Here is a 24,496-nt window from a genome sequence, read left to right as displayed (position 1 = left end):
ATTAATCCTTTTCTTTTTTAATAAAATCCGATAAACTTACTATGAATAATGGTTTTGTTTCTTACTTGATCGATAGGAGTCTTCATGATGAATCTTTTATCTACCATTCAATGGGAGCAATTATTTGACTGGCAATTAGCCAAAGAAGCCGCCCCCTATATCTTAAAAAATGGTCTTTGGAATACGATGTGGATTAGTGTGGTTACGATGATCCTGGGATTACTAGTGGCATTAGTTGTTGCGATTGCACGTATGTCTCCTTATCGGTTGCTCCGCTACCCAGCTAGGGTCTACATCTCGATTATTCGCGGTACACCGCTATTAGTACAATTATTTATCTTGTATTTTGGCCTCCCTGTGATTGGGATTACCTTGGAACCGATTACGGTGGCGATTATTGGATTAACAGCCTCTGTGGGTGGATATGCTTCGGAGACGATTCGTGGTGCGATTCTCTCGATACCTCGTGGACAATGGGAGGCGGCAACCTCATTAAATATGAGTTATCGGCAGACGATGCGCCGAGTCATTCTTCCACAGGCAGCTCGCGTGGCGCTTCCATCTTTGATGAATAGCTTTCTAAGCCTTGTAAAAGATACGTCTCTCTTAACGGTTATTACCGTGCCGGAGATGCTTTACTATGCGAAAATTGTAGGAGGAAGGTCATATGATTACATGACCGTTTATCTCATCGTAGCCCTATATTACTGGGTTATCTGTACGGTTTTGAATGCGCTGCAAGAGAGGTTAGAAAAGCATTATAATCGCTTTACAAATATATAGGTGGGTTGGGAGGTGAATTCATTGATTGAGGTAAAGAATCTAAGAAAAAGTTTTGGTAAATTAGATGTGTTACATGATATTGATCTAACTGTGGAGCAAGGGGAGGTAATCGCGATTATTGGACCGAGCGGGTCTGGTAAATCCACCTTCCTACGTTGTTTAAACGGTCTGGAGACCCCAACTGCCGGTTCAATAAAAATAGGGAATCATACATTAAAATTTAATGATAAAAAACCAAAAGAAAGAGAAATCCGAGCCCTTCGTTCCCAAACGGCAATGGTTTTCCAAAGCTTTAACTTGTTTCCCCATCTTACTGCATTGCAAAATGTGATGGAAGGACTTGTTACCGTGCAGGGGATCAGTAGAGAAGCCGCTTCTATGCAAGCGAAAGAATTGCTTGAAAGAGTAGGTTTGTCCCAAAAGCAAGATGCGTTTCCTATTCAGTTATCAGGTGGACAACAACAGAGGGTTGCAATAGCGAGGGCGTTGGCGATGAATCCGTCTGTTCTCCTGCTGGATGAACCTACTTCTGCGCTTGACCCGGAGCTAGTGGGGGGTGTGCTCGCCATTATCCGTGAGCTATCGCAAGATAAAACTCAAACCATGATGATCGTGACGCATGAGATGAATTTTGCCCGAGAGGTGGCCGATCGAGTGATTTTTATGGATGAGGGAAAAATCATCGAGATCGGAACATCAGATGAGGTGTTTGGAAACCCTACTCATGCAAGAACGAAGCAATTTTTAGATCAACTATATGTAGGAGTAGAAAAGAACTTAGGGTGGGGACTCTAGTTCTTTTTCTTTTTCAGATAGGTATATAATCTGTTTAATATCTTATATATAAATTTTGTATAAAAATAAAATTTTTTAATACTAGAACTAATTTTATAAAAATTATATAATTAAATCGTTGTTAATAACTCAATGGGAGGGAACAAATATGAAAAAATCGGTCCGATTAGCAGGACTAGTTGTAGCAGGAGTGGCCGCTCTTAGTTTCTCATTCGCAGGGACAAGCTATGCGAATGATTCAGTAACGAATACGACTGCAACGGTGAATCAAGAACAAACAAGTAAATCAGGGGACTACCAATATGTAGGATCTGAGTGGTTAGACAGTAAAAAACTATTTGTAAAAGATGGAGAAGTATATCTTCGCTTAGCACCTGAAGGGGCTATGGATGCTCCAGCACCTCTTCTCTTGCCTAAGCATCTCGGAGAGAAATATCTCAAGAATCCAAAAGCTTTTTCTGGCTGGATCGTACATAGATATGTGAAGTATCTACAATTCCCAAATCTACAAGAGCTACGTTTTGACTTCCATGATTCGAAGAATCATTATCAAGGAACAGCAACTCAGCCATATTGGCTACCGTAGGTTGTTGAGTAATCAATAAAGAAGTAATGAGAAGAGCTAGGGTGAGAGCCCTGGTTCTTTTTGGTATAATTTTGAAGATATCAGTGGAGGAACTGTATTTTGAATACCTTGATGGTATTTGCGCTAACTATAATGTAGTTGATTCTAGTTGAGATGTCGAAAGTACGCTTAGTAATGTTGAGAGCGTTTTGTTTAAATACGGGTGTATTTCATAAATACTGATATTATTTATAAATGGATTGAGACCTGAATCATCGTGGGGAAGGGATTGAAAGCTGATGACTGATCTAGAATACATGTTAATTGCGATAGAAGAGGGGCGAAAAGCTCAGGGGAAGACGGGGACGAATCCGCCCGTGGGAGCCATCGTGGTGAAGGATGGAGAGATTGTGGGACGAGGGCACACCTCTCATTTAGGCGGGCCGCATGCAGAGGTAAATGCATTAGCTGATGCAGGGGAAAAGGCGAAGGGGTCAACGGTGTATTGTACGCTGGAACCGTGTGCTCACTATGGAAGAACGGGCCCTTGCTGTGTGGCTCTGACGGATGCAGGGGTGACCCGTGTTGTAGTTGCAATTGGAGATCCGTATGAACAGGTAAATGGAAAAGGGATCGATCATTTACGGGATCATGGAGTTGAGGTGAGTCTGGGTCATTGTGAAGATTTGATTCGAGAGGATTTGAAGGATTTCTTAGAGAATGTGGCAGCAGAAAAAGAGAAAGCGGACTAGATTTAGGAAAGTCTGGTCCGCTCCTGATTCTTCGAGATAAGTATTATCATTGATACCGAAACACCTTATCCCGATAAAAAAGCCCCGCATTAATCAACCGGGTTTCTACCCGAGGGTGATACTGCCACACAAGCTCTCTGCGTCGATCCTGCTTTGATTTCAGCTGCTCCTCACTTAAACTCTTATCGTCTGGAAAATACAGATCTAGTTGAGCAAGCTCTTTCTGTAGCCGCTCTTCTGCTTCCATCGCCCATGAAAGATCGCCATTTTGCAGACGATCTTGTAAATAATACTCTAACTCCCCAATAGCCTCAGAAATGGACATATTTGCCTCTTCAGTATACCGTTTCGCAGGGATCCGGTTAAGCCAGTTGATATGTTTGATTTGATCATCAAACTGCTCCTGGATCGCCCCTGTTTGAAGATCGATTCCGAGAGACCAGATCTCATCCCGTTTGTGATCGCAGACGAAGGAAACAAAGAAATTGATTACGAGCCAAGGAGAATACGGCTTGGTTTGGCGGCTTACCATGCCGAAGGCGCCTGTATCTTGGTACACTCTCACAAACCTACCATGCTTTTGTGCTGAATCGAGGAGTTGTGTAAACCTGGGGCACCCATAAAATACATACTCCCCTTTTAGATCAGCTGGAGGGTTATCGGCATCAAAGATAAAGCATTGATGGCTAGGGTTGGGTTGCAGTCCCATACGTTCAACATACATCCAGTACATCGGACGATTTAATAAGTCTTTGTCTGCTTCGATCGACAGATGCGTATAGATATGGGAAGGGGCAGATTCAATCACCTGACACTGTTGGTATTGTAAGTATCGCTCAGTAAAAGACCTAACTTGTTGTTGATCCATAGAATCGTTCATCCTGTTCTTGTTTGGTACGAACTACTTCCCCTTTTTTCTGATGAAATTGATCTGAAAGAGAGTGAAGTCGGTTGCGAATTTGATGCGGATCTTCGGAAGTAAGGGCAATTTTCATCAGACTTTGTTCCAATGATTCTTCTGATTCCAGCTTTTCTAAGATGGTTTCAAGTTCGCCGATTACACTTTCAAATAGCTGGATTTTCTCATGTAGGAGCCAGATAATCTGTTCCTCAATCGTGCCTGAAGTAGAGAAGTTATAGATATGTACATCTTTCTTTTGCCCTAGGCGATGAACACGTCCGATTCGCTGTTCGACGCGCATCGGATTCCACGGCATATCGAAGTTGATGATATGGCTACAAAATTGTAGGTTAATTCCTTCACCGCCGGCTTCTGTGGCGACCATCACCTGTGCACGTTTTTGGAACAGCTCCATCATCCAGTCTTTTTTATTTCGATTAAATCCTCCACGATATGGTACGGAGGAAATCCCTTGTTGTTGGAGAGCGCGAATGAGCATTTCTTGTGTAGCCCGGTACTCAGTAAAAACGATGACTTTATCTGGGATTTGTTGAATCATATTTACAGCTTTCTCTACTTTGGAAGAAGTTTTTACTTTACGAAGTAATTCCACTAGATGGGCTACTTCAGGGGAAATCACTTCGTTCCCCTCTTCGCCCCGCTTAAATAGTTTAAAGAGGGTATGGAAAACAGCATCGCGACTACTACAAACTTCTTTTTGTAAGACAAGGAGCGAGAGCATACTTTTGAGATCGCCTGCTCCATTTTGGAATCGGGAGCGGACAAATCCAGTTACACCTTCATACAAGTCACGCTCTTCGGGGGTGAGGTGAATGGGAATGGTATGAACGATGCGCTTTGTTAGGTTTAGATCCCCGTCTCTTCTTCGGTTTCGAATTAGGACACGACTGATTTCATCCCGTAGTTGTTCTTCATTCTTCGCTTTTCTCTTACTCGCTACAAAATCACTGTTAAACTGTGATTCTCGTCCCAATTGCCCCGGTTTTAATAGCGTTACGAGATTAAATAATTCTTCCATCTCATTTTGTACAGGAGTAGCAGTAAGTAACAAACAAAACTTTTTCTTCACCTCGTTAATAAATTGCCAGTTCTTTGTCCGTCGATTCTTTAATTTATGGGCTTCATCCACAATCAAAAGGTCGTATTCGCTATTTAATACAAACTCACGGTGTGGCTCCCTTTTCGCTGTATCCATAGAGGCTACGATGATGTCGTATTTATCCCACATCCATGCTTTTTTCTGTGCCACTGCTGGGATCTGGAATTTTTGGTTTAACTCTCTTGTCCATTGTAAGACAAGGGAAGAGGGTACTAAAATCAGTGCTTTTTTTACGAGACCGCGAATCATATATTCCTTTAGGATAAGTCCTGCTTCGATGGTTTTACCCAGCCCTACTTCATCTGCTAGGATCGCTCGACCCCTCATCTCATGGATTACTTGCCGAGTCACGTCAATCTGATGGCGAAGGGGCTCAAAGCCATAGATCTGCTGTAAGCTAAGGATACTGTCAAAGGCAGGGACAACTTGCGCTTGAGCTGCTTCTAAGGCTAATTGGAAACGTTCCCAATTAGACCATCCAGTATCTTGTTCGATATTTTGTTCCAACTGGGAAAGCCAGCTTCGATCGTAATGGATTGGTAGAGAAAACATAGAATCGTTCCGCCTTTCGTATACAGATCATCCAATTTTTAGTATGCATAAGAAACCCTATTTCATACACTCCTCGTATATAGAGGCAATTCCAATAAAAATGTATCGAAATGTATAAAAAGATATGGCACAATATACGTGACAGATACATATTGTTCGGGCGAATGAAGGCGAGAGGAGAGACTGTTGATCGATTTGATCGACGGCGCCGAAGGAGCAAGCTTCTGAATAAAGAAGTGAATCTCTCAGGCAAAAGGAGGCTTGCTGGACGCGACTCTGGAGAGTGCTTGTGATCCTTTCATGATCATGGGCCACCCAAGGGGCAACTTGAATGTGTTATTCAGGTGAACTCTCAGGTTTCATGACAGAGACTGTGCGACAAGAACAGGGCTCTGTCTATTTTATTTGGAGGTGCTGGTCATGGAGCAATTAAAGCGTACTGCACTATTTGACGCGTACAAGGATCAAGCGAAATTGGTCCCATTTGGCGGTTGGGAAATGCCTGTTCAATTTTCGAGCATCAAAGAAGAACATGAGGCGGTTCGTACTCGTGCTGGATTGTTTGATGTCTCACATATGGGAGAAGTGGAAGTATCAGGACCAGATAGCTTAGCTTTAGTTCAGAAGCTTACGACAAATGATGCATCTAAGATTTCCATCGGGCAGGCTCAGTATACGTTAATGTGTTATCCAGATGGCGGTACCGTAGATGATTTATTGGTTTATCGCACAGGCGAACAGAAGTATCTCTTGGTGATTAATGCAGGAAATATCGATAAAGATGTGGACTGGATTAATCAACATAAGGCAGGGGACGTAAAAGTTACTCATATTTCAGATCAGGTTGCTCAAATCGCGATACAAGGGCCGCTTGCGGAAACGATTCTGCAACGCCTTACAGAGGAGGACCTGAGTAGTTTGCGTCCATTTACGTTTTTAAATGATGTCGAGATTGGCGGAGTTCCTACGCTTATCTCTCGTTCCGGTTACACAGGTGAAGATGGATTTGAACTTTATTTTGAAAGCAAGCATGCTTCTGCTATATGGAATCTACTCCTTGAAACGGGGAAAGAAGATGGTCTTCTGCCTTGTGGACTCGGGGCTAGAGATACATTGCGTTTTGAAGCAAAGTTACCTCTTTATGGGCAAGAACTTTCAGCAACGATCTCTCCGATCGAAGCGGGAATGGGCTTTGCGGTTAAAGTGGATAAAGGGGATTATATTGGTCGTGATGTTCTCGCTCCCCAAAAAGAGAAAGGAGCGCCTCGAAAACTGGTAGGCATCGAAATGATTGACCGTGGTATCCCGCGTACTCATTATCCTGTTTATCGGGACGGGGAGTTAATCGGTGAAGTTACCACCGGAACACAGTCACCTACCCTAAAAATAAATATTGGCTTAGCGCTCATTAAAAGTGAATATGCCGTTTTAGGGGAAGAAGTAGAAATCGAAATTCGTGGGAAACGTGTGCGTGCCAAGATTGTAAAAGCGCCTTTTTACAAACGAGCAAAATAGCATCTACGGTTTTGGAGGGGGAGAAAAGGATGACATTTCGTTATTTACCAATGACAGAACAAGATCGGAAAGAAATGCTTGAAACGATTGGAGTCCAGACAACAGAAGATTTATTTGCCGAGATTCCGGATAATGTCCGTTTCCACGGGGAATTAGCGATTCCTAAGGCATTGCCAGAACCAGTATTGGTGAAGCATATGCAACGTTTATCTGGAAAAAATGCAAACGTGGATCAGTACGCTTCTTTTTTAGGGGCTGGAGTGTATGAGCATTATGTACCAAGTGTAGTGGGCCATGTCATCTCCCGTTCAGAGTTTTATACTGCCTATACTCCTTACCAGCCTGAGATTAGTCAGGGTGAACTGCAAGCTATTTTTGAATTTCAATCGATGATTTGTGAGTTAACTGGTATGGATGTTGCGAACTCTTCGATGTACGACGGCCCAACTGCTCTAGCAGAAGCGGCAGCCCTCGCTTTTTCTCATACGAAGAAGAAAAAAGTGGTTGTTTCCAGAGCAGTTCATCCGGAAGCACGTGAAATCCTATTGACGAATGCAAAAGGACTTGGTTATGAAGTGATTGAGATTCCTTTGCAAGATGGAGTGACCGATCTGGCTCGCTTAGAAGAAGTGGCAGATGAAGATACGGCGGCGATTATCGTCCAGTATCCAAACTTCTTAGGAAACCTCGAAGACCTCAGCCAAATCGAGCAAATCGCACACAAGCATAAAGGACTGCTCGTAGTAAGCTCTAACCCACTTTCTTTGGGAATCTTACAACCTCCGGGTGCCTTTAAGGCCGATATTGTAGTAGGGGATGCGCAACCACTCGGCATACTTCCACAGTTCGGAGGTCCGCACTGTGGCTACTTTGCGACCACAAAGGCTCTAATGCGCCGTCTACCAGGACGTATCGTAGGTCAAACCGTGGATGAGGACGGAAAACGCGGTTTTGTATTAACCCTACAAGCTCGTGAACAACATATTCGCCGCGACAAAGCAACTTCTAACATTTGCTCGAACCAAGCGCTGATGGCTCTAGCTGCTTCCGTTTACATGTCTGCTTTAGGGAAAAAAGGGATGCAGGATGTAGCATCACTAAACGTGAAAAAAGCACATTTCGCTAAGCAGCGTTTGTCACAAGTGAGTGGAGTTGAGATTGCTCATGAGAAGCCATTCTTTAATGAATTCGTGATTAAGCTAAATGGGCCTGTTGCAGAAGTAAATCAAAGGCTATTGAATCAAGGAATCATTGGTGGTTATGACCTAGGTAATACGTATCCAGAATATCAAAATCATATGTTAGTTGCCGTAACCGAGCTTCGCACCCAAGAGGAAATTGAACAGTTGGCAGTGGCATTGGAGGGACTACTATGAGCAAAGAGGCAGCGAAACAACTCATTTTTGAGATGAGTAAGCCGGGTCGTATTTCTTACAGCTTACCAGTAAGTGATGTACCTGAAACAGAAGGACTTCCTGCGCAATTCATGCGTGAGATTCCGGCTGAGTTACCAGAGGTTGCAGAACTGGACCTCATGCGTCATTATACCGAGTTATCACGTCGTAATCACGGGATCGATAATGGTTTCTATCCACTTGGTTCTTGTTCGATGAAATACAATCCGAAAATCAATGAAGATGTAGCACGCTACCCGGGATTCTCGAAGATTCACCCGTATCAGGCAGAGGAGACCGTACAAGGGGCATTGCAACTGTTGTTTGAATTACAACAAGATTTATCAGAGATTACTGGTATGGATGATGTAACGGTGCAGTCGGCGGCGGGAGCGCAAGGTGAGTGGACCGGCCTCATGATGATCCGTGCGTATCATGAAAACCGCGGTGACCTTATGCGTAATAAGGTGATCGTACCAGACTCTGCTCACGGTACGAATCCAGCTTCTGCGACTGTAGCTGGATTTGAAACGATTACCATTCCTTCCAATGAAAAAGGACTCGTTGATGTAGAAGCATTAAAAGAGGCTCTCGGAGACGATACGGCGGCTTTAATGATGACCAATCCTAATACACTTGGGCTTTTTGAAGAGGAAATCAAATTGATCGCGGACCTAGTGCATGAAGCAGGCGGGCTCCTCTACTATGATGGGGCCAATGCGAACGCAATCTTAGGCTATGCTCGTCCAGGGGATATGGGATTTGATGTGGTGCATCTAAACCTACATAAAACCTTTACGACTCCACATGGTGGTGGTGGGCCGGGTGCAGGTCCAGTAGGTGTAAAGAAAGATTTGATTCCATATCTACCGAAGCCAATGGTGCGCCAACGTGAAGACGGCAGCTACTTCTTGGACCATGACATGCCTCAATCAATTGGGAGAATCAAAGGATATTATGGCAACTTCGGCATCTTGGTTCGTGCCTATACGTATATTCGAACCATGGGCCCAGACGGCCTCAAGCAAGTATCCGAATATGCTGTGCTAAATGCGAACTATATGATGCATCGCCTAGCACCTTACTTTGATGTACCGTTTACCCAGCACTGTAAGCATGAGTTTGTCTTATCAGGGAATCGCCAGAAGAAACAAGGGGTTCGTACCTTGGACATGGCAAAGCGCCTCTTAGACTTTGGCTATCACCCACCTACAATTTACTTCCCACTTATCGTAGATGAATGCCTGATGATCGAGCCAACCGAGACGGAGAGCAAGGAAACGTTAGATAAATTTATTGATGCGATGATCCAAATCGCCCGTGAGGCGGAAGAAACACCTGAAGTTGTGCAAGAAGCACCTCACCATACGATCGTACGACGCCTTGATGAAGTAACAGCGGCAAGAAAACCTGTGTTGCGTTATAGCAAATCATAAATGAAAACAAGAAAATCCCCTCTCTAGGGGATTTTCGTCTCGTATACAGTACCTTCTTGTATCGTTTGTTTTTGAGTAGCTTCTTTTTCCAGTTCAAATCCAATCCATAATAAGTTAGCTAATTTCGTCTTAACAGATTGTCCTCCAAATTCAAACAATCCGTCTTCCCATTCTACTGGGCACCTTACATTCCACTCCCATGCTAGTGTATCGGCGGCAGCTAATGTGCGGAAAACGGCTTCTGGAGGGGTTACACCTTCCCACGTTGTTGTAAACGTAATTTCATATTGACTGCGATTTCTCCAGTAAGGTTCGCAGTTCTCTATTTGGAGAGGTAAATCAATTGCTTCTGAAACCAGTTGAAAGATGAGCATGGCCTTTTCTTGGGTTTTAGCATCTACGTATAGGCTCCATTGAACCCGAAAGTTACTACGAATAATGATCTTCCTTCCATGGTGTATGTATTTGATGTACTTATAAATGTTATAAAAAGACAAAGAAAATATCAATTGTAAAAAAATAGGTACCTTTCAAACATGAGTAAGAAATAGTACCTTGACGTTAGAAGAACTCTCATCTAGGCTTAAGTGAGAGATTTATTTAAACAATCAATATTCATAGAGATGAGGTGGCAAGATGAGAGGAAAAACGGTCATCGTCACGGGTGGAAGTAGCGGTATGGGGAAAGCAATGGTACAGCGTTTCTGCCAAGAAGGAGCGAACGTGGTCATCTGTGCCCGTAATGAAGAGCGCATGCAGGAAGTAAAAAAGGAATATGAAACGTTTCCAGGACAAGTACTAACCTTCGTCTTGGATGTGAGAGAAGAAGAGAAAGTAAAAGAAATGGTGGAAACGGTTCATGAAACCTTCGGTAGTATTGATCATCTTGTAAATAATGCGGCAGGTAATTTCGTCGTACCAGCTGAAAAGCTTTCAAATAATGGCTGGCGTTCTGTTATTGATATTGTGTTAAATGGTACTTGGTATTGTACCAATACAGTGGGGAATTATTGGATTGAAAAAGGAATCAAAGGTTCTATTGTAAACATTGTGGCTACATATGCTTGGACTGGGGCGGCTGGTGTCGTTCATTCAGCTTCTGCCAAAGCAGGCGTACTGGCGATGACCCAAACCCTAGCGGTCGAGTGGGGTAGCAAATATGGCATCCGGTTAAATGCCATTGCACCAGGTCCGATCGAACGTACAGGTGGAACGGAGAAGCTGATTCAAGACGAAAAAGCTTATAAAATGGTTGAACGACAAGTACCATTAAAACGCTTCGGCACCCCTGAAGAGATTGCAAGCGTTACCAAGTTTTTATTATCCGAAGAAGCAGGCTTTATTAACGGAGATTGTATCACCGTTGATGGTGGCCACTGGTTATCAGGCTTCCGATTTTTATAAGAAGTAGCCATACGAATACCAAGTAAGCAGGAAGAAAACGGGGGCAATGTATCTGCCCCGGCTTGCTCCAAGAATAGAAAAAGCATGAATGAGTGACGAATTCGTCTAGATGCTCATTCATGCTTTTTCTATTCTTGGACAAAATAAAGAACACGATTAAAAAGAATCTAATTTGTCTTTGTTCACAGGAGGGTAAGAGGTGTTTAAAAATCTATTTGGAAGCCTACAGAAAATCGGGAAATCCTTAATGCTTCCAGTGGCGATTCTTCCAGCAGCAGGATTGCTATTAGGAGTAGGTAGTGCACTCGAAATCGGATTAATGTCCCAAGCCGGCGATGTCATATTTGCGAACCTAGCTCTGATTTTTGCGATTGGAGTAGCAATCGGATTAACAAATGGAGATGGATCAGCTGGTTTGGCTGCCGTAGTCGGATATTTAATCATGAATGCTACGCTTGGGCAGATGGCTATTCTCCGTCATTTGGAAACAACCCCTGTACTCGGTATTAAAACCATCCCAATGGGGGTTTTTGGTGGCATTCTCATCGGGGTGGTAGCCGCCTTATTATATCGTAAGTTTCATGATATCGAGCTTCCTCCGTTCTTAGGTTTTTTTGCGGGCAAGCGTTTTGTGCCTATTGTGACAGCGGCTTCGGCTTTTATTTTGGGACTCATTTTTGCGTTTGTGTGGCCGCCGATTCAAGCAGGAATTGATACATTTTCACACATGGTACTACATACAAACCTCGCTTTATCAGCCTTTATCTTTGGTTTGATCGAGCGAGCGTTAATCCCATTTGGCCTTCACCATATCTGGTACGCACCATTCTGGTTTGAATTTGGGGAGTATGTGAAATCAACAGGAGAAGTAGTAAAGGGGGACGTTGCTAGATTCTTTGCAGGTGACCCTACAGCAGGAACATTTTTATCAGGGAAATTTCCGTTTATGATGTTTGGACTACCTGCGGCGGCGCTTGCTATTTATCAAGAAGCCCGTCCGGAAAGAAAAAAAGTGGTTGGAGGAATTATGCTCTCAGCGGCCCTCACTTCCTTTTTAACAGGGATTACGGAGCCGATTGAGTTTTCGTTTCTGTTTGTAGCTCCCGTTTTATTTGCGATCCACTGTGTGCTTGCAGGGGTTTCATTTATGATCATGGCGCTTTTGAATGTAAAAGCAGGGCTTACTTTTTCAGGTGGTGTGATCGACTATCTCCTCTACTGGAAAATAAGTACAAATTCATGGATGATTATCCCGGTTGGTCTTGTTTTCGCAGTCGTCTACTATTTTGGATTCCGGTTTGCGATTCGTACTTGGAATCTGAAGACTCCTGGTCGGGAGGATGAGACAGAAGAAGAGATAGACCTGGGCGATACGGGTGGTCATCCTGATTCTCTTGCTTACGGAGTTATAGAAGCTTTCGGTGGAAAGGAAAACTTGACTCATCTAGATGCATGTATTACACGACTCCGTATTCAGGTTCAAGATCCTAAAAAAGTAGACAAAGCGAAATTAAAAGCGCTAGGAGCTGCTGGGGTTCTAGAAGTTGGAAACAATATTCAAGCGATCTTTGGCCCCAAATCGGATCAAATTAAGGAACAAATGAAAGACATAATAGCAGGGAAGACTCCTAAACTGGTAGACAAGGTAGGATCCCGAGTGGAACCAAGTGAGACATGTTCTATCGGGACTATATCTGAAACGGACATTTTCTTATCTCCGATGACAGGGAAAGTGTTGTCTCTTAAAGAAGTTCCAGACCCAGTCTTTGCAGATAAGCTAATGGGAGACGGATTTGCAATTGATCCAATAGAAGGAGTCGTAGTATCCCCAGTAGATGGGGAAGTCGTAAACTTATTCCCATCCAAACACGCAATCGGCATTCGCTCCCTAAGTGGCCGGGAAATCCTCATCCACATCGGCATTGATACCGTTCAATTAAAGGGAGAAGGATTTACTGCCATGATTGCACAAGGAGATCACGTAAAAGCGGGACAAGAACTCGTAACCTTCGATCTCGACTATGTCAAACAACATGCGAAATCCATCATTACCCCGATCGTCTTCACGAACCTTCAAGAACAAAAAATAGAATGTCAGGCAATCCAATGCCAAAAAGGACAGCCATTACCGATTACCGTTCAATAGCAAATAAAAAAGCACTCAAAATGAACTGCACCCCAATTGTTGGACACGAAAATAAAATCCAACAGTTGGAGGTGCTTTTTCATTGGGAACCGTTTTTGTGTTATTCTAATTTGTATACTTACTATTTGAGCAGTATTCGGATAGATTGGCCCGGAACTTGGACATAGAGGAGGGTTCTAAAATGAACAAAAACAAGTGGCGACTCATTCCCTATCAACCACACGCTCCCTCATGGAATATGGCACTAGACGAAGCAATTTTAACAGCCATCAGCGAAAATCAAGCTCCACCTACTCTGCGATTTTATGGCTGGAATCCAGCAACCCTCAGTATTGGATATTTCCAACGATCTGAAAAAGAGGTTAATCTAGAGCGATTGAAGGAATTAGGCTGGGGTTTTGTTCGCAGAATGACAGGCGGCAGAGCTGTTCTACACGACTCTGAACTAACCTATAGTATCATTGCCCCAGAAACGCATTCATCGGTACGAGGAAGCGTGTCAGAGTCCTATCGCTATCTAAGCAGAGGTCTGCTTCGTGGGTATCAAAACTTAGGAATAGAAGCAGAGCTTGCTCCACCTGCCAAGGGTTCCCCAGCACTCCATTCAGCGGCTTGCTTTGATGCCCCATCAGATTACGAATTGGTCGTTCATGGACGAAAGGCGGCTGGGAGTGCTCAAGTTCGCCAAAAAGGGGTCGCTTTGCAACATGGTTCCATTTTGCTAGATCTTGATACAGATCGATTATTTGAAGTGCTAACGTTTCCGACGGAAGAGATTCGAACTGTGAGAAAGCAGGAGTTGGAACAAAAAGCGATTTCGATACATCAATGCAGCTCACAGCGATTTCACATACTAGAGGTTGAGCATGCTTTTACACAAGGGTTTATTGAAGGGTTAGAGCTGAATGCAGAAATAGGACGACTTAGCTCTTATGAGGAAGAAATGGCATATAAACTGGTTCGAGCGAAATACGCAAATGACGATTGGAATTATAAGCGATAACCTTTCATGTCTTTGATTTTCATTACTCCATTCTTATTTGTGGAAAATTGTTCACATTATAATATTTCTACAACGAAACAATAACTTGATTTTTAATATACTTAAGTTTAGGATGGAGATGATTCCCGAATAATTTATTTGTATTTATATTCTATCATTATCACTTCTAAAAATTTGTTGTGTGAGGGTGGTACTACCGTTGGCTAAATCATTTCACTCTCAATTTGTGAAGAGGTTTCAAGTAGAAGATGAGATTCAATTTTCATCTGGAAAGCTTTTGCAGGCACGTACTCACGCAGGAAAACGTGTATTTCTCCAAAGTATTCCAATAGAAGGTCAAACCTTGCCAGAGGATTTTCGAGAGCTTGCGCTAAAGTTTCAACATCCTCATCTTGCCCCGATTATTGATGTAATGGTGGACGAGCATGAGGTCATTCTGGTTCATGCCCCCTTTTCAGGCGAACCGCTGCCATTGCTCGTGACGAAAGAGCGCCCCATGAAGCCATTGAAAGCTTTAAAAGTAGCAAAAAGCTTGCTACAAACCATTCGAGAGTTACAACGCAGAAACTTTCCGCTTCGAACAACGCTCGATCCGAAAAATATTTTATTAAGTGGATCGGAACCTTTGCTCTTATTCTATTATGTACATGATGAAGTCAAGGTACAGCGTGATCAGAAGTGGCGAGATCTCCTATTCTTCCTTCTCACAGGTTATCAGCCCTCTAAGAACCCGAAGAATAACAAATTATTCTTGGAAAATAACCTAATTCCTCGTAAATTACAAAAACTTGCTTTGAAGTCTTGGAAGACAAAAGTGAGTCTGGAGGAAGTGATTGGGCAAGTAGATAAGTTGTTGAAAGATCGGAGTTTGGAATCTGGGCGGCGTAACCCTGGCGGATTGCGTAAAGTATTCATGTCTACTGCTGTAGCGCTCATTTTGATTGCAACGGGTGCACTGGTTGGGAATTATTATTTAAATGAATCAGACGCCAAAGATCCAATTAAGGGTGAACAAAAGGCGATTTTCCAGATCAAACCGAATGGCCAGAAGCATGATTTTGCTTCCAAATCAGATTATGCCTTTGATTCGATGGAAGAATCTACTGTACTACAAGGGGAACTTGCTTTTGATGAAACATTTGATGATTTCAAGGCTACGATGGAAAAATCAGATGGGGGACGTTTTGAACTCCTTATTAAGCGAGATGGTCAGATTATCTCAGGGTCCTCACAAGGCGCGCGTACTACTACGTTTGGATCAAAAGGAGTTCCTTTTATTAAATCAGGTAAGTCGTACGAGTTTTATGTATACCATACCTCACTTGCTCCCGTACGAGTGAAAATAGTGGATAAAGAGACGAAGGAAGCGTTTGTACTCCGTGGTACTAATCCGATACAAGGTGCGTTAAAGCCGGTTTTTACTGCGGGTAAAGGGATCACCCTGCAAAATCCGGGTCTTCAAAAGATTGATGATACTTCCCAAGTGGATGCTGATTTTCTACCCAATCAACCGTGGATGTTAAATACAGGTATTGGAATTGCGAAGGGCTCTGATTTAACGGTTATGCCTAAGACACAGATTGCGATTCCGATCTCAAGCTCATTCACGAATTTCTTGGTAGGGCTTACTCAAGACTCAAGTACTCCATTTGAGATTAAACTCAATTCGGTAGATGGCATTACGTACGTGGTGGAGTGGTCGAACGGAAAAGTATCGTTGTTACGTAACTCGGGTACGAAAATTACGGAAGTAGACTCTACTCCTATACCGAAATTAGTGAAGAATAAGCCGATCGGCTTCTCATTAAATGTGACGAATAGTGATATGGTCATCAACATTAACCAAGGTACAGAGGTAAAGGCAACCTTGGGTTTGTCAGAGAAAACTTCACTATCATTACGTGATTTATTTATTGATAAATCGGCTCAACCATATAAATTGTTGGAAAAATAAATAGCAGATGAATAAGCAGGAGGATCAACAGTCTTCTTGCTTTTTTTTTCGTAATTGGAGTATTGTGTAGTTGTGAGAAAGGATGGTACTTGTATGGCGATTTTTTCAATTGCGGATTTACATTTATCGTTCCAAAGGCCTGTGGATCTATATGAGATTGATCCCGAGAGAGATATTGGAAAGCCAATGGAGCGCTTTGGCTGGGATCAACATTACCATCGAATTCGAGATTTATGGATGGAGAGAGTAAGAGAAGAAGATACGGTTCTTATCCCAGGAGATATTAGCTGGGCGCTACGATTGGAAGAGGCTTTATATGACTTCAGGTGGATTGATCAGTTGCCTGGAAACAAGGTTTTCTCACCAGGTAATCATGAGTACTATGTACATAGTAAGAAGAAGATTCGAGAAGCTTTACCTGAGCGAATGACCTGGCTAGATGCTGATTTTACCGTTGTGGAGAATAAGATAGTCGCTGCCACCCGTGGCTGGATGCTTCCGGGAGATTACGGTTATCAAGAATCCGAAGATCGAAAGATTTACGAGCGGCAAGCAGGAAGGCTGAAAATGGCGTTAGAGGCAGGGCGAAAAAAACATTCCGATTTGCCTACTATCGTGATGCTTCACTACCCTCCTTTAACCCAGACAGGAAAAGAATCCAAGTTTTTCGATCTCCTGAAAGAGTATGGGGTTTCCTTATGTGTGTACGGGCACCTTCATGGAAAGGCACATGAAGATGCCATCGAAGGGAATGTAGAAGGTGTTGAACTCCGTTTGGTTGCTTGTGATGCGATCCAATTTGGACCTGTTCGAATTTGGAATGATGAACAGAAAAAAGCCGAGACTTACTAGCATTCGCTAGATACTCGGCTTTCATCTAACTGATCCATCTCTTTTACTATGCCACGTAATTGTTTGTTTTCGCTTCGTAATCGTGTAATTTCTTGTCGTAGCTCTTTTAGTTCGCTTACATCCTCTTCATAACAAATAACGATTTCATTTAACCACTGATCTACTTCATCGGGTACATAGCCCCAGAAAGACTTATTAAACTTCTTGTTTGGAATATCAGATGGGGTGATTCTCATAAAGCGAATCCTCCTTTGATCTTCATTATAACGGAAGTAGGTGCTTTTTTGAGAGGTGTTTTTGTAACACTTTCATTGAGCTAATACGTAACATCTGATAAAATGACTCTGGTCGCATTGATTTGAAGGGGTGGTTTATTTGGCAACACCAAGTATGGAAGATTATCTAGAAAATATTTATCAATTAATTGATCAAAAAGGATATGCACGCGTGTCAGACATAGCAGAGGCGTTATCCGTTCACCCCTCGTCCGTTACAAAGATGGTTCAGAAACTTGATCAAAATAAATATTTGGTTTATGAAAAATATCGTGGTTTGGTTTTAACTGCTAAGGGTAAAAAAGTAGGAAAGCGCCTAGTAGACAGGCATCAATTATTAGAGAAATTTCTTCGCTTGATTGGAGTGCGTGAAGAATTTGTTTATCAGGATGTGGAAGGGATTGAACACCATCTGAGTTGGGATTCTATCACCTGTGTGGAGAACTTAGTTGACTATCTCGAAAGAAATCCAGAAGTGGTTAAACTTCTCATATCTACAAAAGCTGCTGAAGAGACTACAGAGCAAGAAGAATAAATTAACCCTCGGAAGTCCTGTTCCAAGGGTTTTTTTCATACACATGAATAAATCATTCTTTTTATGAAGAGGTGAGTCATGTGTGGGCAGATGCAGTATTCGAGGGTGGCGGTGTAAAAGGAATTGGACTAGTCGGAGCACTATCGGTGGCTGAGAAAAAAGGATACAAATGGAAAAACGTAGCAGGGACCTCTGCTGGATCGATGATCGCGGCTCTAATTGCGGCCGGTTATACAGCAAAGGAGCTTCATCAGCTTCTTCTAGATCTTGACTTTACATCGTTTTTACCGAAGACATTCTACCACCGCATCCCTTATGTTGGTCCGGCTCTACGTATGTGGATTAAAAAGGGGATTTACTCGGGTGATGCACTTGAACATTGGCTAGAATGTCGATTGGCTGAGAAGGGGGTTCGAACCTTCGGTGATTTGCAGGACGTTGGATTGAAAATTATTGCCTCCGATATCACACAAAAAATGCTCATGATTCTGCCAGATGATCTACCTAGTTATGGCCATGAGCCAACAACGTTTTCAGTTGCAAAAGCGGTTCGGATGAGTTGTGGTATTCCTTTCTTCTTTGATCCTGCGATGTTGTATCATGCGCCTTCTGGGAAGTATAGTTGTATTGTAGACGGAGGGGTGCTAAGTAATTTTCCTATTTGGATTTTTGATTCAGACTGTCCCCGTTGGCCTACTTTTGGCTTTGATTTAAACAATCCAACCAAAGAGACAAAGGAATCAGTAGCAGAAGTCCCAGGACCGTTAAATATGTTTTTATCCTTGTTTTATACGATGATGGACGCTCACGATAATCGTTATATTCGGTCAAAGGATCAGATTCGTACGATTTCTGTCCCTACACTCGGTGTCAAAATAACTGATTTTTCTTTAAGTAAGGATAAAAAAGACACTCTTTATCAATCTGGAATGAAAGCAGGAGAAGCGTTCTTTGAGGGTTGGACATTTGATTCCTATTTACAAGCACGTGGCAAAAGTCGTTCCACCCAGATCAACTTTGGGAAAAATGATGAGCCACCCGTTCAGAAAGGAAGTTAATATGAATCAGAATGATGAAAAAGATCTTGAGAATGGGATTAAACTTATTACGAGTGATGAACTAAATACACTACCTGTCTCGATTCGAGAATGGGTGATGAATCAAAAAGTACATTCGGGGCTGCATAAGATTCAGATGGAGGATGAAGAATACACACTTATCTCACTTGGTATGAGGCCTAATCCGGGGTATCAATTAGAGGTTACCAATGTTGTACAACAAGATAACAAGGTGAAAGTGGAAGTAATGGAGCATGAGCCAGCCCCAGGTACGTTTTATCCGCAGATGATTGTATATCCTTTTGTCTTGACGAAAAGTGATGTGCCTATAAATGTGGAAGGCCTTAATCAGATCCATACGAAAAACCCCCAGTCAAAGTGAGACTAGGGGTTTTTCTCTAGAATTTGCGATGTTTTTTAGAGCCATCTATTACTTTAAATCGATGTGATTTTTTCTTTCGTTTGGTTGATGTTGTGGCGGGAATATGCCCACTTATTCTTTGTAACCAGATGGGAGGCTTCTTATATAAATAAAAGATGATCCCAATCAATCCGATCCATCCTACTACATTCCAAAAGGATTCACGTAGTGCTGACATGATCCCGATGGCGACTAATCCTAATATGATGATCGTTCCAACTGAAAGTCTCTTGGAGATATTCACGCTACCACCACTTTCGTAAAGGTCTAGTTACATTTCGATGGAAGAAGCATGATTCAAGGGAGCTTGTTTGGCTTTCACTTCGCTATCTAAGTCAAGCATGCGCTTAAATGAGGTGATAGCGACTTCTACCTGCTCATCATTTGGCTCTTTTGTAGTAAGTAATTGAAGCCATAATCCAGGATAACCTAAATATTTGAGCACAGGGACATCACGAAGCGCGTTGGTAAAGCGTAAAACCTCATAAGATAGCATAATCACGACTGGAAGTAGTTCCAAACGTATGATCATTCGATCCCACATGTCGTCATATTGGAAAAAGGAGTATACGATAACGCCCACCAATATGGTCAGAATCATAAAGCTACTACCACATCGATAGTGAAGTCTAGAATGTTTTTGAACATTTTCTACTGTCAATTCTTCCCCATGTTCATACGCGGTAATCACTTTATGCTCAGCTCCGTGGTATTGGAAGACTCGTTTGATAATGGGGGTTTGCGAGATGATCCAAAGGTATGAGAAGAGTAAGATTGTCTTGATGGCGCCTTCAATTAGGTTCTGGAGAATCAGATTCGTTACGAATCCATCGAATAAAAAGCTGGCTAGCATTGCAGGGACAAGTGTGAAGATTACCTTTCCCACAATGAAGGAAAGAATCCCAACTACTGCTACACCTAACCACATGGATAACTTGGAAGAGAAAGTCTCTTTCGTATCATGAACTTGCTCAGGATTTTCGTCTAAATCATACTGTTCAGTAGCAAATTGAAGGTGTTTTGCACCAGATGCACTTGCTTCAATGAGCCCGATCAATCCTCTAATAAAAGGGATTTTCTTCACTTTTGAGAGGATGGGTTGTTCTTTTTTTTGTACTTCAAATGTTTCGATTGCTCCGCTTTTACGTCTAACGGCAGTAACAAGGCTATATTGCCCTTGAAACATAACACCTTCTACTACTGCCTGACCGCCATATGCTATGGGTTGTTCAGCCACGAAATCTGGCACCACCTTTGTATCATGTGTCTTAAATTGTGAGTTTTGTAAGTATCTCCATTTTATCACATAACGGGAATATCTGATATGGAGGTTGGACAAATCGCTGAATCCATGAGAAAATATACCCTTATAGGGGTGTTCGTAGATGACGAGAGTATTAATCCTTCATGGCCCGAATTTAAACCGTTTGGGCAAACGTGAGCCGGAGATTTATGGCTTTGAAACATTGGATGAAATCAACCAACGTTTACAAAAATTAGGTGATCACTTGGCGTTGTCCGTTGTTACGAAACAGTCTAATTTTGAAGGCGAGCTCATTACGGAGATTCATGAAGCAGAAGGAAATTTTGATTACATAGTATGTAACCCGGGAGCTTATACCCATACGAGCTATGCTATCCGAGATGCGATGGCATCGGTAGAAGTTCCTGTCATTGAAGTACATTTATCTAATATTCATGCTAGAGAAGAATTTCGTAGGCAGTCTGTAACTGCGCCTGTTTGTATCGGACAAATTAGTGGATTTGGATCATACAGTTATGATCTCGCGTTACAAGCGATAAAGAGAATTGATCTAGCATAACCGAACATACTAGGAGTGAGACTCATGGAAAAACGTCTAGCCAGCTTGCGGAGAAAGATGATGAGTCAAGGGATCGAGGTCTATTTGATCACGAATCCTTATAATCGTAGATATATCACTGGTTTTACTGGCTCTAGTGGTGTGGCGATTGTGACGGAAAGGGATGCTGTATTCATCACAGATTTTCGTTATATCGATCAAGTAAAAGCAGAGTGTCCACATTTTCGTCTGGAACTCCAATCATCACTTGATATTTGGCACACGGTTCGAGAAAATCTTAAAAAAATTGGTCTAAAAAAGGTAAGTTTTGAAGCAACGCATATGACGTTTGCTCAATTCCAAGCGTTATCTCAAGGAGATTCTTCGATTGAGTACATACCTGCGGCACAAATCATAGAAGAATTACGGATGGTAAAAAGGGATGAAGAGTTAACCATCATCCGTCATGCGGCTATGATTGCAGACCGTACTTTTGAACAGATCATTCAATATATTCAACCAGGATTAAAGGAATCGGAGGTACAACTTCGATTGAAGGTACTCATGATGGAGATGGGAGCGACGGGTCCATCGTTTGATATTATTGTTGCATCTGGCTGGAGAGGAGCATTACCACACGGTGTGGCTAGTGAGAAAGTGATTGAAAAGGGTGATCTTGTTACCCTTGATTTTGGAGCTGCCTATCAAGGATATGTTTCTGATCTCACTCGTACCGTAATGGTTGGAAAACCAAACGAGAAACAAAAGGAAATTTATGATATTGTTTTAGAGGCGGAACGAAAGGCTGTAGATGCTCTTCGTCCAGGTATGACTGGGATGGAGGCAGATGCAGTAGCTCGTGATTTGATTACTGAGCGAGGTTATGGCGCACACTTTGGACATGGGACTGGACATGGAATTGGGCTGGAAGTTCATGAAGGTCCAAGACTTTCTCAAGCTGGCTCTCTTGTCTTAAAGCCTGGAAACGTCGTAACGGTGGAACCAGGAATTTATCTCTCTGATTTCGGTGGAGTCCGTATTGAAGATGATGTTCTAATTACGGAGTCAGGTCACGAAGTATTAACTCAGTGTACTAAGGAACTTATTATACTCTAGATCTTTGTTTCATCAGGAGGAACGATGGATGATTAGTGTAAACGATTTTCGTACAGGTTTAACAATTGAAATTGATGGTGATATTTATTCCGTTCTTGAATTCCAACACGTAAAACCAGGAAAAGGTGCTGCCTTTGTCCGCTCCAAGTTACGTAACCTTCGTAATGGAAATATTACAGAGAAAACGTTTCGTGGTGGTGAGAAAGTAGCTAAAGCGTTGATTGAAACTCGCCGGATGAGCTATTTGTATGAGTCTGGCGGTGAGTACACGTTCATGGATAATGAAACCTATGATCAAATCTCATTGCCAGCAGAGCGCCTAGAGTATGAACTAAACTTTCTACAAGAAAACATGGAAGTTCAAATCGTTACGTATGAGCATGAAACGATTGGAATTCAACTACCTAACACAGTAGAGTTGGAAGTTGTGGAAACAGACCCAGGAATCCGTGGTGATACAGCGACAGGTGGAAATAAACCTGCTACGTTATCTACGGGATTTGTCGTTACGGTTCCGCTTTTTATCAATCGCGGCGATCGCCTTGTAATTGACACTCGTAGCGGTCAATACGTTTCACGTGCATAATAATCAATAAAAAATATCCTTAACCCAGATCATCCGGGTTAAGGATATTTTTTATTGATTATCGTGACAGAAGAGGGCTCTTACTTTCATCTTTAATAATAAGACCGACCAATCCAGGACCTGCATGAACAACGAGGGCAGGACTTACAGTCCCTACATAAATATCCGAGATATTATCCCCTAGTTGACGAATTCGATCTGCAAGTGCTTCTGCTTCTTTCTCAGCACGTCCTTGTACAATGGCAATACTTGCCTTAGCGGAGTCAACATGCTCTTGTACAAGCTGATAAAGCTTCTTCATCGCTTGTTTTTTTCCACGAGCTACTGTAAGGGGGAAATACGTACCATCATCATCTACTGAAATAATAGGTTTCACATTTAGCATAGAGCCGAAGAGGGCTGAAACTCGTCCGATTCGTCCTCCTGCTTTTAGGTATTCTAATGTGTCCACTACAAAGTAAGCAGAAATTTGCTTCTTCATCGCTTCGATCTTTTGGACAATTTCGCCAAAATCTAGTTTTTCGCGGACTAATTTAGAGGCTTCTATTACTTGATAACCTAATGCCCAAGAAAGGTACTTAGAATCAATAACGTGTATATGAAGATCATCAAACTCGTTTGCTATAAGTTTAAATGTATTATAAGTTCCACTTAATCCAGAGGATACGCTAATGACAAGACAATGAGTAAATCCTTCGGAACGTACTTTTTCAAATGTAGCATAAATATCTTCTGGTGAAGGCATGGAGGTAGTTGGAACTTCTATTTCAAGCCGCTCATAAATATCGGCTGCTTCAATATCAATTCCATCTCGAAATTCCCCAGATTTATAGATCACACGAAGCGGTACAACGGAAACACCTAGCCTTGCAACTAGATCTTTCGGTAGATCACACGAACTGTCAGTAATAATGGCAATTTTGGACAATAGAAAAACCCCCTTGACTGCCCTAAGTATACGTGAGTTCTCCTAGGGACTCAAGAAAAATGTATATGACTTTATATATCTTTAGAAGTAGGAGGTTTTAATGCCACCATATTTTGAGTACCCCCATAAAAAATGCGGTAATCCCAGCTGCCATAAGGGGTCCGACAGGAATGCCTCGCAAGAAAATAATTCCAAAAATAGATCCAATTACAAGACCTACTACTAATTGGGGATCTACGCGTAATAAGTCTAGTCCTTTTCCATTCATATAAGTAGCAAGTGCTCCGCCAATACAAGCTAAAATCCCGGCGGGCGAAGTGAATACATCCACGATTTGTTGCCACGTTATTTTTCCGGATACAAATGGAACCAATACAGCAATGGTTAAAAATAATAATCCAAGTTCTAGTCCACGGCGCTCGATACCGTCAAAAAAACGTTCGAGATGGAGAAGTTTTAAAATAAGGAGAAAACTTGCCGCAGTAGCAATGATGGGGGAACGACCCAATAACCCGATCACGATTAAGATTACAATGATAAGATCTGCTTTCATGTCGCGCCCCCCTTGTCCATAATGACTTTATCACTAAACTATGCACGATC

26 protein-coding genes and 1 riboswitch are annotated in these 24,496 nt (G+C 42.4%); of the genes, 18 read left to right on the top strand and 8 right to left on the bottom strand.

Annotated features, from left to right (window positions below; all coding sequences use genetic code 11):
* The first annotated feature begins 87 nt into the window (after positions 1–87).
* From BLU58_RS01160 to ribD, 4 genes are all read left to right on the top strand, one after another.
* Entirely contained in the window at positions 88–783 is a 696-nt protein-coding gene (locus BLU58_RS01160; RefSeq protein ID WP_369813676.1) for an amino acid ABC transporter permease, read from the top strand.
* A gap of 21 nt (positions 784–804) precedes the next feature.
* The gene (locus tag BLU58_RS01155) at positions 805–1,578 is read left to right on the top strand and encodes an amino acid ABC transporter ATP-binding protein (RefSeq protein WP_093290398.1); all 774 of its coding nucleotides are present in this window, start codon (positions 805–807) and stop codon (positions 1,576–1,578) included.
* Positions 1,579–1,726: 148 nt separating this feature from the next.
* Complete coding sequence (locus tag BLU58_RS01150; protein ID WP_093290397.1) at positions 1,727–2,164, top strand: hypothetical protein; 438 nt, start codon at positions 1,727–1,729, stop codon at positions 2,162–2,164.
* Between the two features lie 278 nt (positions 2,165–2,442).
* Entirely contained in the window at positions 2,443–2,895 is a 453-nt protein-coding gene (gene ribD, locus BLU58_RS01145; RefSeq protein WP_093290396.1) for a bifunctional diaminohydroxyphosphoribosylaminopyrimidine deaminase/5-amino-6-(5-phosphoribosylamino)uracil reductase RibD, read from the top strand.
* 46 nt (positions 2,896–2,941) lie between these two features.
* Here ribD and BLU58_RS01140 read toward each other — a convergent pair whose 3' ends face one another.
* Together BLU58_RS01140 and BLU58_RS01135 are read right to left on the bottom strand one after the other, a co-directional pair.
* The gene (locus BLU58_RS01140) at positions 2,942–3,763 is read right to left on the bottom strand and encodes a YqhG family protein (protein WP_176786430.1); all 822 of its coding nucleotides are present in this window, start codon (positions 3,761–3,763) and stop codon (positions 2,942–2,944) included.
* Positions 3,744–5,468 carry a DEAD/DEAH box helicase gene (locus tag BLU58_RS01135; protein ID WP_093290394.1) on the bottom strand — a complete coding sequence of 575 codons (1,725 nt, stop codon included), beginning with the start codon at positions 5,466–5,468 and terminating at the stop codon, positions 3,744–3,746. The genes BLU58_RS01140 and BLU58_RS01135 overlap by 20 nt, the downstream gene beginning before the upstream one ends.
* Before the next feature lie 164 nt (positions 5,469–5,632).
* Positions 5,633–5,739: riboswitch (glycine riboswitch) on the top strand.
* 149 nt (positions 5,740–5,888) lie between these two features.
* Between BLU58_RS01135 and gcvT the strand changes: the two genes are divergently transcribed.
* From gcvT to gcvPB, 3 genes are read left to right on the top strand one after another with little or no spacing between them, the layout of a single operon-like run.
* Positions 5,889–6,983 carry a glycine cleavage system aminomethyltransferase GcvT gene (gene gcvT / locus BLU58_RS01130; protein ID WP_093290393.1) on the top strand — a complete coding sequence of 365 codons (1,095 nt, stop codon included), beginning with the start codon at positions 5,889–5,891 and terminating at the stop codon, positions 6,981–6,983.
* A gap of 29 nt (positions 6,984–7,012) precedes the next feature.
* Entirely contained in the window at positions 7,013–8,359 is a 1,347-nt protein-coding gene (gene gcvPA, locus BLU58_RS01125; RefSeq protein ID WP_093290392.1) for an aminomethyl-transferring glycine dehydrogenase subunit GcvPA, read from the top strand.
* On the top strand, positions 8,356–9,813 hold the full coding sequence (gcvPB, locus tag BLU58_RS01120) for an aminomethyl-transferring glycine dehydrogenase subunit GcvPB (protein ID WP_093290391.1): 1,458 nt from the start codon (positions 8,356–8,358) through the stop codon (positions 9,811–9,813). Before gcvPA ends, gcvPB begins: the two co-directional genes overlap by 4 nt.
* 23 nt (positions 9,814–9,836) lie before the next feature.
* Here the strand turns inward: gcvPB and BLU58_RS01115 are convergent, their stop codons facing one another.
* Positions 9,837–10,187, bottom strand: coding sequence for a hypothetical protein (locus BLU58_RS01115; protein WP_176786429.1), 351 nt, complete (start codon positions 10,185–10,187; stop codon positions 9,837–9,839).
* Between the two features lie 262 nt (positions 10,188–10,449).
* On the opposite strand from BLU58_RS01115, the gene fadH reads away from it, so the two are divergent.
* The 5 genes from fadH to BLU58_RS01090 all read left to right on the top strand — a co-directional run bounded on the left by fadH (position 10,450) and on the right by BLU58_RS01090 (position 17,172).
* A complete protein-coding gene (gene fadH, locus BLU58_RS01110) occupies positions 10,450–11,217 on the top strand; it encodes a 2,4-dienoyl-CoA reductase (protein WP_093290389.1) in 768 nt (255 codons plus the stop codon).
* A gap of 199 nt (positions 11,218–11,416) precedes the next feature.
* Positions 11,417–13,363, top strand: coding sequence for a glucose-specific PTS transporter subunit IIBC (gene ptsG / locus BLU58_RS01105; protein WP_093290388.1), 1,947 nt, complete (start codon positions 11,417–11,419; stop codon positions 13,361–13,363).
* A 181-nt stretch (positions 13,364–13,544) separates the two neighbouring features.
* Entirely contained in the window at positions 13,545–14,366 is an 822-nt protein-coding gene (locus BLU58_RS01100; RefSeq protein ID WP_093290387.1) for a lipoate--protein ligase family protein, read from the top strand.
* Positions 14,367–14,565: 199 nt separating this feature from the next.
* A complete protein-coding gene (locus BLU58_RS01095; protein WP_093290386.1) occupies positions 14,566–16,320 on the top strand; it encodes a serine/threonine-protein kinase in 1,755 nt (584 codons plus the stop codon).
* A 93-nt stretch (positions 16,321–16,413) separates the two neighbouring features.
* Entirely contained in the window at positions 16,414–17,172 is a 759-nt protein-coding gene (locus BLU58_RS01090; protein ID WP_093290385.1) for a metallophosphoesterase, read from the top strand.
* Here the strand turns inward: BLU58_RS01090 and BLU58_RS01085 are convergent.
* Positions 17,169–17,408 carry a DivIVA domain-containing protein gene (locus tag BLU58_RS01085; RefSeq protein ID WP_093290384.1) on the bottom strand — a complete coding sequence of 80 codons (240 nt, stop codon included), beginning with the start codon at positions 17,406–17,408 and terminating at the stop codon, positions 17,169–17,171. The genes BLU58_RS01090 and BLU58_RS01085 overlap by 4 nt on opposite strands.
* 139 nt (positions 17,409–17,547) lie before the next feature.
* Between BLU58_RS01085 and mntR the strand changes: the two genes are divergently transcribed.
* From mntR to BLU58_RS01070, 3 genes are all read left to right on the top strand, one after another.
* A complete protein-coding gene (gene mntR, locus BLU58_RS01080) occupies positions 17,548–17,982 on the top strand; it encodes a transcriptional regulator MntR (RefSeq protein ID WP_093290383.1) in 435 nt (144 codons plus the stop codon).
* Positions 17,983–18,062: 80 nt separating this feature from the next.
* Positions 18,063–19,040, top strand: coding sequence for a patatin-like phospholipase family protein (locus BLU58_RS01075; protein ID WP_093290382.1), 978 nt, complete (start codon positions 18,063–18,065; stop codon positions 19,038–19,040).
* Position 19,041: 1 nt separating this feature from the next.
* The gene (locus BLU58_RS01070; protein WP_176786428.1) at positions 19,042–19,422 is read left to right on the top strand and encodes a protease complex subunit PrcB family protein; all 381 of its coding nucleotides are present in this window, start codon (positions 19,042–19,044) and stop codon (positions 19,420–19,422) included.
* A 16-nt stretch (positions 19,423–19,438) separates the two neighbouring features.
* Here BLU58_RS01070 and BLU58_RS01065 read toward each other — a convergent pair whose 3' ends face one another.
* Positions 19,439–19,705 (bottom strand): hypothetical protein, encoded by a 267-nt coding sequence (locus BLU58_RS01065; RefSeq protein WP_093290380.1) that lies wholly within the window; start codon positions 19,703–19,705, stop codon positions 19,439–19,441.
* 27 nt (positions 19,706–19,732) lie between these two features.
* On the bottom strand, positions 19,733–20,698 hold the full coding sequence (locus BLU58_RS01060; RefSeq protein ID WP_255404525.1) for a DUF1385 domain-containing protein: 966 nt from the start codon (positions 20,696–20,698) through the stop codon (positions 19,733–19,735).
* Positions 20,699–20,846: 148 nt separating this feature from the next.
* On the opposite strand from BLU58_RS01060, the gene aroQ reads away from it, so the two are divergent.
* Genes aroQ through efp form a run of 3 tightly spaced genes read left to right on the top strand, consistent with a single transcriptional unit; the run spans position 20,847 to position 22,965 of the window.
* Complete coding sequence (gene aroQ, locus BLU58_RS01055; RefSeq protein ID WP_093290379.1) at positions 20,847–21,284, top strand: type II 3-dehydroquinate dehydratase; 438 nt, start codon at positions 20,847–20,849, stop codon at positions 21,282–21,284.
* Between the two features lie 24 nt (positions 21,285–21,308).
* Positions 21,309–22,379 carry a M24 family metallopeptidase gene (locus BLU58_RS01050; RefSeq protein WP_093290378.1) on the top strand — a complete coding sequence of 357 codons (1,071 nt, stop codon included), beginning with the start codon at positions 21,309–21,311 and terminating at the stop codon, positions 22,377–22,379.
* Between the two features lie 28 nt (positions 22,380–22,407).
* Positions 22,408–22,965, top strand: a complete 558-nt coding sequence (gene efp, locus BLU58_RS01045) for an elongation factor P (RefSeq protein ID WP_093290377.1) — start codon at positions 22,408–22,410, stop codon at positions 22,963–22,965.
* Between the two features lie 58 nt (positions 22,966–23,023).
* Here efp and BLU58_RS01040 read toward each other — a convergent pair whose 3' ends face one another.
* Complete coding sequence (locus tag BLU58_RS01040) at positions 23,024–23,893, bottom strand: DegV family protein (protein ID WP_093290376.1); 870 nt, start codon at positions 23,891–23,893, stop codon at positions 23,024–23,026.
* Between the two features lie 97 nt (positions 23,894–23,990).
* On the bottom strand, positions 23,991–24,446 hold the full coding sequence (locus BLU58_RS01035) for a DUF441 domain-containing protein (protein WP_093290375.1): 456 nt from the start codon (positions 24,444–24,446) through the stop codon (positions 23,991–23,993).
* Positions 24,447–24,496: the final 50 nt, after the last annotated feature.

This window comes from Thermoactinomyces sp. DSM 45892 (genome assembly GCF_900107305.1).
Classification (GTDB): domain Bacteria; phylum Bacillota; class Bacilli; order Thermoactinomycetales; family Thermoactinomycetaceae; genus Baia.
This window is presented reverse-complemented; position numbering and strand designations above follow the sequence as displayed.